Origin of the sequence: Acetobacter estunensis (assembly GCF_011516945.1) — a bacterium.
Taxonomy (GTDB): Bacteria; Pseudomonadota; Alphaproteobacteria; order Acetobacterales; family Acetobacteraceae; genus Acetobacter; species Acetobacter estunensis.
Genome location: NZ_WOTH01000032.1, coordinates 20,139 through 32,848, shown reverse-complemented (window position 1 = coordinate 32,848; position 12,710 = coordinate 20,139). Strand labels below are relative to the sequence as shown.

General features: G+C 60.8%; 15 protein-coding genes and 1 pseudogene. 7 read left to right on the top strand and 9 right to left on the bottom strand.

Annotated elements, in window-relative coordinates:
- Window positions 1-101: pseudogene (locus GOB87_RS12780) on the top strand (IS5/IS1182 family transposase); the annotation flags it as partial.
- A 376-nt stretch (window positions 102-477) separates the two neighbouring features.
- Here GOB87_RS12780 and GOB87_RS12775 read toward each other — a convergent pair.
- On the bottom strand, window positions 478-801 hold the full coding sequence (locus GOB87_RS12775; RefSeq protein WP_166317489.1) for a hypothetical protein: 324 nt from the start codon (window positions 799-801) through the stop codon (window positions 478-480).
- A gap of 82 nt (window positions 802-883) precedes the next feature.
- Between GOB87_RS12775 and GOB87_RS12770 the strand changes: the two genes are divergently transcribed.
- From GOB87_RS12770 to GOB87_RS12755, 4 genes are read left to right on the top strand one after another with little or no spacing between them, the layout of a single operon-like run.
- Entirely contained in the window at window positions 884-1,651 is a 768-nt protein-coding gene (locus GOB87_RS12770; RefSeq protein ID WP_166317486.1) for an ImuA family protein, read from the top strand.
- Window positions 1,551-3,068: a DUF6504 family protein gene (locus GOB87_RS12765; protein WP_166317483.1), complete on the top strand. Its 1,518-nt coding sequence runs from the start codon at window positions 1,551-1,553 to the stop codon at window positions 3,066-3,068. Before GOB87_RS12770 ends, GOB87_RS12765 begins: the two co-directional genes overlap by 101 nt.
- Window positions 3,068-3,313 carry a hypothetical protein gene (locus tag GOB87_RS12760; protein ID WP_146892668.1) on the top strand — a complete coding sequence of 82 codons (246 nt, stop codon included), beginning with the start codon at window positions 3,068-3,070 and terminating at the stop codon, window positions 3,311-3,313. The genes GOB87_RS12765 and GOB87_RS12760 overlap by 1 nt, the downstream gene beginning before the upstream one ends.
- A 3-nt stretch (window positions 3,314-3,316) precedes the next feature.
- Window positions 3,317-6,472, top strand: coding sequence for an error-prone DNA polymerase (locus GOB87_RS12755; RefSeq protein WP_166317480.1), 3,156 nt, complete (start codon window positions 3,317-3,319; stop codon window positions 6,470-6,472).
- A gap of 74 nt (window positions 6,473-6,546) precedes the next feature.
- On the opposite strand, the gene GOB87_RS12750 is transcribed toward GOB87_RS12755, so the two are convergent.
- The 6 genes from GOB87_RS12750 to repC form a co-directional block, all read right to left on the bottom strand.
- Entirely contained in the window at window positions 6,547-7,047 is a 501-nt protein-coding gene (locus GOB87_RS12750; RefSeq protein WP_166317477.1) for a hypothetical protein, read from the bottom strand.
- 3 nt (window positions 7,048-7,050) lie between these two features.
- Window positions 7,051-7,380: an endoribonuclease MazF gene (gene mazF / locus GOB87_RS12745; protein ID WP_166317474.1), complete on the bottom strand. Its 330-nt coding sequence runs from the start codon at window positions 7,378-7,380 to the stop codon at window positions 7,051-7,053.
- Between the two features lies 1 nt (window position 7,381).
- Window positions 7,382-7,624, bottom strand: a complete 243-nt coding sequence (locus GOB87_RS12740; RefSeq protein WP_166317471.1) for an AbrB/MazE/SpoVT family DNA-binding domain-containing protein — start codon at window positions 7,622-7,624, stop codon at window positions 7,382-7,384.
- A gap of 85 nt (window positions 7,625-7,709) precedes the next feature.
- Complete coding sequence (locus GOB87_RS12735) at window positions 7,710-8,018, bottom strand: hypothetical protein (protein ID WP_166317468.1); 309 nt, start codon at window positions 8,016-8,018, stop codon at window positions 7,710-7,712.
- 172 nt (window positions 8,019-8,190) lie between these two features.
- Window positions 8,191-8,481 carry a DUF2312 domain-containing protein gene (locus GOB87_RS12730; protein WP_166317465.1) on the bottom strand — a complete coding sequence of 97 codons (291 nt, stop codon included), beginning with the start codon at window positions 8,479-8,481 and terminating at the stop codon, window positions 8,191-8,193.
- A gap of 55 nt (window positions 8,482-8,536) precedes the next feature.
- Entirely contained in the window at window positions 8,537-9,775 is a 1,239-nt protein-coding gene (gene repC, locus GOB87_RS12725) for a plasmid replication protein RepC (protein WP_166317462.1), read from the bottom strand.
- 626 nt (window positions 9,776-10,401) lie between these two features.
- Here repC and GOB87_RS12720 point away from each other — a divergent pair.
- Window positions 10,402-10,797, top strand: coding sequence for a hypothetical protein (locus GOB87_RS12720; RefSeq protein WP_166317459.1), 396 nt, complete (start codon window positions 10,402-10,404; stop codon window positions 10,795-10,797).
- A gap of 55 nt (window positions 10,798-10,852) precedes the next feature.
- Complete coding sequence (locus tag GOB87_RS12715; protein ID WP_166317456.1) at window positions 10,853-11,149, top strand: hypothetical protein; 297 nt, start codon at window positions 10,853-10,855, stop codon at window positions 11,147-11,149.
- Window positions 11,150-11,187: 38 nt separating this feature from the next.
- Here the strand turns inward: GOB87_RS12715 and GOB87_RS12710 are convergent, their stop codons facing one another.
- Window positions 11,188-11,724 (bottom strand): hypothetical protein, encoded by a 537-nt coding sequence (locus GOB87_RS12710; RefSeq protein ID WP_166317453.1) that lies wholly within the window; start codon window positions 11,722-11,724, stop codon window positions 11,188-11,190.
- Window positions 11,721-12,707 (bottom strand): thiol:disulfide interchange protein, encoded by a 987-nt coding sequence (locus GOB87_RS12705; RefSeq protein WP_166317450.1) that lies wholly within the window; start codon window positions 12,705-12,707, stop codon window positions 11,721-11,723. The genes GOB87_RS12710 and GOB87_RS12705 overlap by 4 nt, the downstream gene beginning before the upstream one ends.
- Between the last annotated feature and the right edge of the window lie 3 nt (window positions 12,708-12,710).

Sequence of the window (12,710 nt, the reverse complement as noted above, 5' to 3'; positions counted from 1 at the left end):
TCACGAAGGATGTCGAGACAACAATCTCGTCATCCTGCGCATGGTTGATGATTGCCCATATCCGCAGAGTTCTGCGAAAAATCAATCAAACCGCTTTCTGATTCAGGCTCTTAGCGAACCGTGCTGTTGAATCGTGTGATCCGACATTACAGAGAGCAAACATACCAGATAGAAGAAACCCCACCGAGGCAAGCCACTGCGCCAAAAGCAGAACTGGATTCATGACGTTGTTCCTATCTGTTTTAGTATAAATGTATTTATGTTTCTATCCGACCTATTTGGTCAGGACATTTATTATATCCGATCAGAACTGGCCACGCAAAGACGACAAATGCTTCCAGTGAACAGGCATGTTCGCATCCGTTAAGCTTCAAGTGTGGTGAATCTGTGATCGTTATGTTTGCAACGGAATACGTAGAGGTTTCATCAAGACTGAAATAAGCGGAGCCTGTCCATGTCCGCGTGCCGTCAGTCATCTCAAAAACCTCGGTCTCCCACCAGTTCTCCACCCGCTCCGAACGTGATCGAAACCGGATAGTGCATCCTCCAATGCAGGTCGTCTCCCACTCGCGCCATGTATCTGATCGATCCGACATTGGGATGTCCGTTTCTGTTTAAGGTGACGTCAATCTCGACCGATTTCGTGCGACTGAGAACAATCTCGTTGAGAAAGTAGAGAGCTTTTTTCTCTTCCCTTCCCTTCCCGAGCAGTCGGTCCTGCACGCCCGCACCGTTCCGCACTTCATCGTCGTGCGTGGGACGCACGGGCCATGGGCCGCGAAGCGCGATGAACTGACCCATTATTCAAACCGACCGAGTTCATTCTTGACTCACAGCAGTATTATGTTCTCTTTATGTTCTTGTTTTTGAGCGAGGACACACCATGGCCGGGAGAACAGCCGATACGCTCGCGCTCCTGCGCGACGAGATCCGCCGCATGGAGCGGCATCACGCCGTTGCCGGGATGGACGCCAATCTACCGACAGGATTCACCGCTCTCGATGAGCGGCTGGGCGGGGGCCTGAGCCGTGGCCGCGTCCACGAGTTCCTCGGAACCGGTTGTGACCGTGCCCTGCTCGCCCGCCCCACGCGGTTTGTCGCCCACGTTCTGGCCAGGATACCGGGCCAGGTGGTGTGGCTTGCAGCACACCATCTCAACCTGCATGCAGCCGGACTGCAGGGCGCAGGCCTCTCGCCGGGACGCCTGATCTGTGTGCAGAGCGAGACCCGCGATCTTCTGCCGCTCTGCGAGGATGTCCTGCGCGAGCGCGGGGTGGCGGCGCTGGTCTGCGATCTCTGTGTTCCGCTCTCCCTCACCGCATCACGTCGTCTGCAGCTTGCGGCCGAAAGCTCCGGCACCACGGGTTTCCTGCTCCGCCCTACCCCGAACGGCGCAGTACCGCCCCCCAGCGCCTGCGACACCCGCTGGCGGATCGGGGCTGCGCGGCCGGTGCCGCTGAACAGCGTGATGGGTCTGGAACACTGGCGCATCGAGCTGCTTCGCAGCCGCGACGGACGCGCTTTCACCTGGACATACGGATTACCCGGGCATGCGACGGATCCTCTCGATCTGGCTTCCCCTGTGGCACACGGATCTGTGGCGGCGTCGCCACCCGCAGGAGATCATCGGGACGGGGCTTGTGCTGCATGAGCACGATGGCCGGCGCCCTGTGGTGATGGCGGCCGATGTCATGGCCCGGCAGGCTGGTGTCCGCCCTGGAATGGCACTGGCCCACGCCCGGAGCCTGATCGCCGACCTCGCAGCATTTGAGGGCAACTGGGAAGCGGACGAGGCCGCTCTGGAACGACTGGCGGCCTGGTGTCTGTGGTTGTGCCCACTGACGTCAGCGGATCCGCCGGACGGCGTATGGTGCGATACCAGCGGCTGCGCCCATCTGTATGGCGGCGAGGACGCCATGCTGGCGGTTGTGCGCGAACGGCTGGAAGCGCTGGGCTATCATATCCGCCTCGCCCTTGCGGACACGCCCGGCGCTGCGCACGCGCTGGCGCGCTTCGGGCGTGAGCGGGACACACTCGTTCCATCGCGCGGCACGGCTGCCGCTCTCGATCCCCTGCCCGTTGCAGCCCTGCGCCTGCCGGCCGAGACCTGCGAGGGGCTGATCCGCCTCGGGTTTACCCGGATTGGCGATCTGCGGCGCACGGCCCGCGCGCCTCTGACACGGCGTTTCGGAGATCTTCTGATGCACCGGCTGGACGAGGCGCTGGGCGTCCGTCCCGAACCCATCCGTCCGGTCATTCCGCTCGATGCCATCCGCGCGCAGCGCCAGATGGTGGAACCGATCGGCACGGCCGAGGCTCTGGCAGTGGTGATCGGTGAACTGGTGGACGAGATCTCCGAGATCCTGCGCCAGCGCGGTCAGGGCGCACGGCAGCTCGATCTGGTCTGTGAGCGTGTCGATGGCACGCTCCAGCCGGTGCGCGTGGGCACCGCGTCGCCCGTCGATCAGCCGGCCCATCTGCGCCGCCTTCTGCAGGAGCGGATCGCCGTCATCGAATCGGGTTTCGGGATCGAAGTGATGACGCTCACCGTCTCCCACCATGAAGCGCGGCAGACCACGGGCGACCAGAGTGTGCTTGAGCGCGGACAGGATGGAAGTGGCGATCTCGCCTGTCTGGTGGACCGCCTGTGCAACCGCGTCGGTGCGTCACGGGTGTTCCGCCTTACGCCACGGGCCAGCCAGATCCCCGAGCGCGCTCAGGCACAGTCCCCGGTTACACAGGATGCGGCCGATCCAACATCCACCTTTTCTTTCGTCCGCCCCATCCGTCTGCTCGATCCGCCAAAGCCCTTACGTGTCGAGGCCGAGGTCGAAAGTGGCGCACCGCAGCGCTTTGTCTGGGACGGCCGCACGCACCGGGTGCGCGGCGCAGACGGTCCTGAGCGCATCCAGGGGGAATGGTGGCTCTCGGACAGCGAGTTTCACGCCGCCCGCGATTACTGGATTGCCGAGACCGAACATGGCGAACGCTTCTGGCTGTATCGCCAGGGCGACGGCACGCACAGCTGGACAGGGGATGGCGCGTGGTTCCTCCACGGACTGTTCTGATGAATGGGGTAGACGAAACGAAGGAAGACCTGTCACCGGCGTCGTCGTCCGAGATCGCCGAGGCGCTGATTCATGGGCTTCGCTATGACGGCAGACGGCGCGTGCATGACGCCGACGAGCTGATGGCGCGCGTGGTGGCCGAACGTCTGGTCGAGCATCTCGAGCGCAGCGGCTTCGTGCTGTGCCGGAGACCGGCAGCCCCGCAGCCCGATGCGACGCCGCACCGGCATCCGCACGGGAGATGAGGCATGGTCTCATCCGCCTACGTGGAACTGCAGGCCTGCACGAACTTCTCGTTTCTGCGTGGCGCCAGCCATCCTGAAGACCTGTTCGCCCGTGCGGCGCGGCTTGATTATCCGGCGCTTGGTATCACCGACCACGGCACGGTCGCCGGCATCGTCCGCGCTCATGCCGCCGCACAGACCCAAGGAGTCCGGTTGCTGCCCGGCACACGTGTGGAGCTGTGCGACGGCAGTGTTCTGCTGGCCTATCCGGTGGACCGGGCAGGTTGGGGCCAGCTGTGTCGCCTGCTGACCCTTGGCCATCGGCGCGGCGAGCGTGGACGGCTCGATCTGGCGTGGAGTGATCTGACGGGCGAGCGCGCCTCCCGCCTGCTGCTGCTGCTTTCTTCGGACGCCCCGTATGCGGTGCTGCAGGAACGACTGGATGCTCTCACGCGGATCCGCGACCATTGTGCCGGGATATGGCTCACCCTGAGCCGTCACTGGCGGGCAGGCGATACGGAACGCCTGAACACGCTGGAGCGTATGGCCGGAGCGGCTAACGTCGCGACAGTCGTGACCGGCGATGTGCTCTATCACGCGGCCGACCGCAGCGTGCTGCAGGATCTGCTCACCGCCATCCGGCACAATGTGAGCATGGACGCACTCGGCGCGCTGCGTGAGCCATGGCGGGATCGCTATCTGCGCGGCCCGACTGAAATGGCCTCGCTCTATCGGGGCCATGAAGCGGCGCTGGCGCGCTCGGGCGAGATCGCCTCTCTGTGCCGGTTTTCGCTCAGTGAACTGCGTTACCAGTATCCGTCCGAGACCGATGTGGAGGGCGAAGACTCTCAGGATACGCTGGTTCGTCTGGTGCGCGAGGCTCTCCCGTCACGCTATCCGGCCGGCGCACCGGACGATGTGCGGCGCCAGCTCACGCACGAACTCAGGCTGGTCGGTCAGCTTGGCTATGCACCGTATTTCCTGACGGTCAACACCATTGTCCGCCATGCGCGCGCCATCGGAATCCTCTGCCAGGGACGTGGCTCGGCCGCCAACAGCGCCATCTGCTTCGTGCTCGGGATCACCGCCATTGATCCGGTGCGCTCCGGTCTTCTCTTCGAGCGGTTCATCTCGGTGGAGCGTCGCGAACCGCCCGACATCGACGTGGACTTTGACAGCGACCGGCGTGAAGAGGTCATCCAGTGGATCTACCGGCGTTACGGCCGCCAGCGGGCAGCCCTGTGCGCGACCGTGATGCGTTATCAGCCGAAAGGCGCGGTGCGCGATGTCGGCAAGGCGCTGGGCCTGCCCGACGATGTGCTGGGCCTGCTCTCGAAACATCTCGCATCCGCTCTGGATGATAAAGAGAAGCTCGAGACCCGTGCGCGGGAGATCGGTCTCGATCTGCGTGACCGGCGTCTGTCGCTGACGCTGTATCTCGCCCGCCAGATCCTGGGCTTTCCGCGTCAGCTGGGAACACATCCCGGCGGCTTCGTCCTCACCCATGACCGGCTGGACGAGCTGGTGCCGATCCAGCCCGCGGCCATGGAAGATCGTCAGATCATCGTCTGGGACAAGGATGACATCGACGAACTGCGCTTCATGAAGGTCGATGTTCTCGGCCTTGGCATGCTGGGCTGTCTGCAGCGCGCTTTCGATCTTCTGGTGCGGCACGGACGTCGCGCCTATGACATGGCGACGATCCCGCCCGAAGACGAACAGACCTACGCGATGATCGCCCGTGCCGACACGCTCGGCACCTTCCAGATCGAGAGCCGCGCCCAGATGGCGATGCTCCCGCGTACCCGGCCCCACACCTTCTACGATCTGGTGATTCAGGTGGCGATCGTGCGGCCCGGTCCGATTCAGGGCGATATGGTCCATCCCTATCTGCGCCGCCGTGAAGGCCTGGAACGGCCTGATTGCCCTTCGCCGGCCCTGCGCCGGATCCTCGGCAAGACCCTGGGCGTGCCACTGTTTCAGGAACAGGCGATGCAGGTGGCCATTCACTGTGCGGGCTTTACGCCGAGTGAGGCCGACCAACTGCGACGTGGCATGAAGATGCGCGATCATACGGCGTCCATCGCCGATTTTCGGGAGAAGATGGTGCGCGGCATGGTGGCCAACGGCTACACGCAGGAGTTCGCCGAGCGCACGTTCCGGCAACTCGAAGGCTTTGGCTCCTACGGATTTCCCGAGAGTCACGCCGCGAGTTTCGCGCTAATCGCCTACGCTTCGTCGTGGCTGAAGTGCCATCATCCGGACGTCTTCTGCGCCGCATTGCTCAACAGTCAGCCCATGGGATTCTACGCTCCGGCCCAGATCGTCCGCGATGCCCGTGAGCATGGGGTCGAGGTGCGGCCGATCTGTGTGAACCAGTCCCGATGGGACTGTACGCTTGAAGGTCGGCCAGGCAGTGCGCGGCTGGTCGTTCGGCTCGGTCTGCGGCTGGTGAAAGGACTGGCGAACGCGGACGCCGCGCGTCTGATTGCCAATCGCATGCCTCTTTATGAAAGTGTCGAAGACGTCTGGCGCCGCGCGGACGTTCCAACGGTCGCTCTTGAGCGTCTGGCCGAAGCGGATGCGTTTGCCAGCCTGAACTGCGATCGCCGCACGGCCCTGTGGCAGATCAAGGGCCTGGCAGACGAACCTCTCCCTCTGTTTGCAGCGGCGGATCGCGGACGTAACCGCCCTGCTCCGGAAGTCATCGAACCATCTGTCATCCTGCGTCCGATGACCGAAGGCTCGGATGTTGTGGAAGACTATCTCGCGACCGGCCTCACCCTGCGGGCGCACCCTCTGGCATTCCTGCGCGAAGGGCTTACGGAAAGAGGCATTATTCCCTCTGAGGATCTCGCGACATCACGGGACGGAACCCGTGTGGTGATTGCGGGACTGGTGCTGATGCGTCAGCGCCCCGGCACGGCAAAAGGCGTGATGTTCGTCACGATCGAGGATGAAACCGGGGTGGCCAATCTGATCCTGTGGAAAGACCGGATCGAAGCGCAACGGGCCATCGTCATGGGCGCGTCGCTGATGATCGTTCACGGCACCCTGCAGCGCGAAGGTGATGTCATGCACGTGGTTGTGCGAAACCTTGAAGACGGGACCGTGCTACTTCGACAGATTGGAGAGAATAACTGCCGACCGGTTGCGGTCAGGGCACGGAACTTTCAATGATCTGGTCGCCTGCTTATCCGCTCTTCACCCGAAGTCCTGAGCTAATTATTTTTGAGCAACTCTCCGATTATATCTCAATTGCTATATCTCCATTTCTCAGACGGACCCTCATCGGGAACGAGCTGGCCATTGAGCGGTGGAGAGAAGGTTTGCAGGGTGCCATCTTCGCTGGCCATTGACGTAAGACTTATTACTGGAACATCCGTCGTCCCGGTGATCCGGATTCCAGAACGTATGGCGTTTTTCGTGCCAATCTTCTTGAGATAAACGGCTTCGACCATTCCAGGGCTCGCGCTGATGCACCCGCTTTCAGGCGGATCGAACGCCGGCAAAGGGGGCGCAGGACACGGCTCGGTTCCGGTCATTGCGTCTTTGGTTTCCCCAAATTTGAACACCACCCCGGGCATAAGCGAAATTGGACGCGCCTTGAAGCCAGGCGAGACATCTTCCACAGCCTTGCCGAACCGATGGAAATACCCATCCTGAGCCACCGCAGGAGCAAGCGATGCGCCGAAACACGCGATCGCAAACGGCACAGCAACCAACCTGTGCATGATATAACTCTTATCTTTCATTACCTATGTTCCGATCAGTGCGCGGGCCTTTGCACGAATTTCGGAAAGCTCCGCGTCGGAAACCCGACCTTTCCGCTTTGCCCCTCTTGTTTTCCAGTCAACCGACTTGATCTGGTCCGCGAGCGCTACACTTGGTCTTTTGCCGGAAATGGCGACCTCAAACGGATAGCCTTTTGCCTTCGTCGTTGTGGGGCAGCACAGAAGCAGACCGATGCGATTGTAGGCCGCTGGCGACAAAACCACGGCCGGTCTGTGCCCAGCCTGTTCGTGACCTGACTGCGGCGTGAAATTCAGCCAGATAATCTCGCCTTCTGACGGCACATAATCGTCCATCTCACAGACGTTCCTTGCCGACAGGTGCGCCAAAATCGACTTCCTCGTGGATGTTCTCAGGCGTGATCCCGGCCAGCAGGTCAGCCAGATCATACTCGGGCTTCTCGACCGGTTCGATGATGATCCGTCCCGCTTCTTCTCTGACATCGACTGCCTGATCCACCTGCAGACCGGCAGCCTTCATGATCGCAGCGGGAAGACGCACGGATGCGCTGTTGCCCCATTTTTTGACGAAGACCTGCATGAGCGCCCCTCTATGTATCGACATAGTAATACTACTCGACCGCCCGGATATGTGTCAACAACGTATCGACCATAACCCCGCCCTTTTATCGGCTCCACCCCGCGATCCCCTCGAAAGCCTCATTGAGGATGGCCGTGACATTAGCCTGCGCCTCGGGGTCGTCTGCGTAGGCAGGACTCTTGAGAACATCGTAGTATAGGCCACGCAGTTCCTGCAGTGAAAATCCACCTTCCTTCACGAACGCCCGGATCTCACCGAGAACCTGTGTGTTCGTTGCCTCACCCCTCCTGCGCAAAGCGTGGTACTCCTCGAGCGACGCACAGGACGCGGCCTGCTTTTCCAGTTCGACCAGTGGGCCGAGGATCGTCACGAGCTTCGTGGTATCATGTCCCATTAAAATCCAACCTTCCCAACGCGATCGTTTTGCCGAACTGTGTCCAAAACTGGCATATCTCCGATCTCTTCCCGAGCAGACCGCTCGTCTCGTGCCCTCGTCGCCACATCTGTCGGCGTGCGTGCGACGCACGCGCCGTAGGCCGCGCAGCGCGACAGAGGATCACGGTCTCTCACATCCCCAGAGCACGACGATAGATATCGAGAAGGGTTTCCTGTTCCTCAACCTGGGCAGGCTCCATCTTGCGAAGCTTGATGATCTGACGGATCACCTTCACGTCGAACCCGGCCGATTTCGCCTCTCCGAAAATGTCCTTGATGTCGCTTGCGAGCGCCTTGCGCTCTTCCTCCAGCCGTTCGATCCGCTCAATGATCGCGCGTAGCCGATCGGCCGCGATCCCACCAACAGCTGGGTCAGTGTGAGGCACATGCTCAATGGTGCTGTCGTCGTATGTTGCCAACATGACATCTCCCTTCGTTTGCCCAGTGTCAGCCAGTCCCGTGCGACTGAAAACGTCCTCAATGGACGGCTTTCGAGGTATCGAGGTGTTCGGCAAGACCGTAGAGCGAGCGGTCGAGTGCCAGCGTGCCTTCGATGTGACGGGCAATCATCGCCCGCAGCATTCCGCCCGGTGAGCGCACTTCGCCCCGCCCGTGACGCGCCGCGATCACGCAGAGCGCGACGGCCGCCTCATAGGGACCGAGGACGTTGATGGCCTGACGCCACGCATGGGTGGATATCCCGAGCGAATGGCACAGGAACGGCACGGCTTCCATGATTTCGCGCTCAGACGGGCGACTGCTCGGACACAGATCACGCAGGCCCGGCGCGATCTGGAGGAGGAAAGACGGCGTAGCCCTGAACCCGCGCAAGGGCGAGGTCGGGGTGACGTGCTGCGGCTCATTCTCGCTACGCGAAGCTTCATGAGCTTTAGCGGCGTAGCCGCTTCCGCTTACTGTAGCTTTAGCTGAATGGTCTGGGTTTGTAGTTGTAATAGGGGGTCGCTCGGGCGACCCCATGGGGTCACTTTCCACAGGAATAACGGCGAGAATATCGGTCTCTATGCGCCCCACGAGACCCGCGAGCCTCTCGGCCAGAGGAGTGAGGATTGCGATGTCACGGTCGCGACCGCGCAGGGCGAGTAACTCCCGGGCCTCCCGTTCGTAGGTCTCGAGCCGGACGCGCGGGACGCCTGCCTCTTCCCCGGCCGCACACAGGGCCAGCGCCTTGCGGGCCAGACCCATGACATCTCCGTGCAGGCGCCGGCCTTCGCGGCGGCGCTCCTCCTGAGCCAGAGCGGCCTGTTCCAGTTCGGCGAACCGCCGTGACAAGGGTGAGAGGTCGAACCCATATCCATGCGTCACAGGCCCCGTGCGCCCCGCGCGTCGCACGAACCGATGCCCGTTGGGACTGTCATTACAGATGAGCCAGCCGGCTTCGGCCAGTGAACGGATCAGTTCCTTCACGCGGGTCCGGCCGAGATCGAACCGCTCCATGATGTCGGCGTTGCGGGCCGCACAGATCGGTAGTCCGTCTTCGCCCCAGTCCTGCGGTCGCGTCCAGCTTACGAGGAACGCAAGCAATTCCGTCTGCTGACAGGTCAGGCCAACGGCGCTGCGCGCCCTGCGGAGCACGCTGAGAATATCCTTGGGAGAGGCATCACTCATGGTCTGCATCTCGGCCGCCCTCTGCGCCAGCACCATCGCAGGCGTGATGCGTCGCGCACCGCTTGGACGTTCCGTAATCCGCTGATTCATAAACACTTCTTCTGGTCTCGGGTGAAGCCGAGGCCGCGCGATCCACGCTAGCATCAGAACAGCCGATCCCGTTTGCAAGAAAACCTTGCATTTCAGCCAGAAGTGTAGGAGAAAAAGCTCTATCCAGAAGCAGTTTCCTACCTTCTCCGGTCGCCAAACCGGTCTGAAGGATAAAGATCGACCGTCACTGAGGCCTCGCGAAAGCGGGGCCTTAAACGTATCTGGGGTCTGGCTTACGTCATCCGTTCATCTCCTGCTCTGTGACAAGGCTCTTCCTTGCCGGGTACCGACGCGCAGGGGAAGGCGATTCCTTCCCGTTCGTCATCGTGCTGTCATCAAGCCTGAACGGTACGCGACTGAGTAAAACTTTTTTCTCGAAGCCAACGGAACTATTCGACGCAGCGGCCGTTACGTGCGGCCGTTTCACTCTGCAATGTCCTGCAACATTTTTTAGCAAAATCCCGTATTAACGATTCCATTACGATTTTGGCTCTGTTAAATCGAGAAAGGAATCAGCCTTCGTTTTGAAATGGGCAGTATTTCCCAAGATGACTAGGTGTCTCTCTAACGCATCTTTTAAGCTCTCTGTCTTTTGGGCGAACAATCGATGCCTTTCAGGTGAATAAATGCCACGCTCCCTCCTCGCGCGTACTCAGCCGCCCCTCTCCTCGCCGCAGACCGGACTTCTGGACCAGAAATCCACAATCGTCCGCGAGATTATTGAGAGTATTCGGAGAGAACTATTCGCGATGGAAAGATTCGATCATCTGGCGGCGCTTGATCCCCGTTTTTGCGGAAGTTTTGTAAAACGACAGGAAAACTGTCGGAGCCTTCTCGAAGAGCTAAAGGGAAATAATCCTCCCTCGGAGTTTCACGAGGAGATCCAAATGATTGTTGCGCTGGTAAGAGAGGTAATGCCTTGCGAAGTCGTTGGAGATATGGACTGCTCGCACTCTAACTCTCCGCCGACCAACGCCTGTATTTGCGAAATTGATGCAATTCTCGCGGTGAAAAACTCTTAGTCGCAAGGATTGTCAGTAAGACGGTTTCTTCTGATATTCACATGGAGAAACCAGTATGAATCGCGTCGTGTTGCTCGCTTCGACGTTATGTCTCGCCGGATGTGCAGGGAATGTTTCAGCATCCCGCACGCATGGCCCCAAACCACCACCATTGCGCCACGCCAACTACGATCCAGGTGCCGCCTATGGTTCGGCCGGTATCGCCTGGTCCGCTCCCGTTCTAAACCGCAATGGCACTGTGCAAAGGATCGAGGATCCTCGCGTGACCGCAGGGCGCGAGGACTATGAACACGCGCCGTGGGCAAGCGGAGCGGCCGGAGACGATGAGAGCCGGCCGGCCGGAACCTTCTGACAAAAGGGGCGGATTCCGATCCGCCCCTTTTTCGTTTTTTACGAAGCTGAGCGTTGGGGCCAAAGTGTGTCCGCACTGGTGATAAACGCGCGCACACTGCCCGTCCGTCGTTCGCGATAGATCCAGTTTTCCCGCGCCGCTTCCAGCACGAACATGGCGAGCGCCGTCCAGAACGGCAGGAACTCAAGGGCGGTGACAAGAAGCTGCCTGTTCCAGCTCCAGAACAGCGCGACGTACAGCCACGCTCCTAACAGGCACAGCGAAAGACCAATGCCAGCCACCGTACGCCAGTAGGCGGCATTTTGCTGTTGTGCGAGAAATATTTCGACGGCCTGGGGCGTCACACCGTAGGCCGCAGCCGTCGCGACCACATCAATCCGTCCGTCAGATAGTCGAACCCCATCCCTCACACCCCCGCGTCGTTTCAGAAGCTCGTAGAGACCGCTCACAAGGCTTGCCCCGCCTCTTACGTCGCTCAGGGAGAACGGTCGTAGCGGGGACTGAGCGAGAAAGCCAAGGGAACGCAGGGCGCGTCCTCGTGACGGCTTCGGCGTCGGTTTATTTTCGGTCTTCATTGTCCGAACTCCGCAAGGAATGCGTCAACATCACGTGGCACGCCGTCAAGGCGTCCCGCGGTTCCGTCCCTCTTGCGCCAGAAGAAAGTGGGGGTGCCGGTGAGAGACAGGGAGTGTGCAACGGTCATATTCTGATCCAGCGCCTCTTTTGCGGCCGTGGACGTCTGATCGAGATGTGCGCCAAGCTGGTCGTTCATCCAGTCGCTGACCATGAAACTCGCGGGTCTCCCCACCATCGCAAGCGCGTAGCGGGTGCTGGCTCCGGCGTCCTCATAGTCGAGAAGCGACAGGGGGACGACCTTCAGACGCACTCGGCCACGATCGACCGCAGGCTGGAGAAGACGCATGGCGCGGACGGAAAAACTGCAGCGCGGGTCGATAAACATCACGACCTGGGGCGCTTCAGGGGAGCCGACGTCGCCTCCATGAATCTGATCGGCGAGCGGCTGGGACGCGCGCATCGCTCCACCGTCAATTCGCACGCTTGGCACTGCGCCTGGAATAAGGCGGATCTGCTGGCGCGTGATATTTCTGCCCTGAGCGTCCCACAGTGTTCCAGCTATCGCGCCCTGACCATCTGGCGTCGCGTAGAGCACCTGAAAATGCGGGCCGTTTTGCACAAACATGCCTTTGAGACCAAGCTCAGGCGCGAGATCGTGGGCACGCTCGGTAAGCGCCGTGCGCAGGGTCTGATAAGGCACAGGGACAACCGTACCTCCAAGGACATAGCGATGGTCAGGATCGGTGAAGAAGATCATTACCTGATCTGTCTTTTTCGCTATCCCAACCTGTAACCCGAAGCGTGGCATTTCCCACGTCACGGCCGTCCCGTTACCAACAAGACGTTGGACCGCATCGCCGGGCGCGCCTGCCGTGGCGGGCGCCTGAACATCAGGTGCCGCGCATTGCGCCTGTTGGGCAAAGCTGGGGCTTACGGAAAGAAAGGTGCCGGCGACGAGAGCACCGGCTAAAAGACATCGCATTGT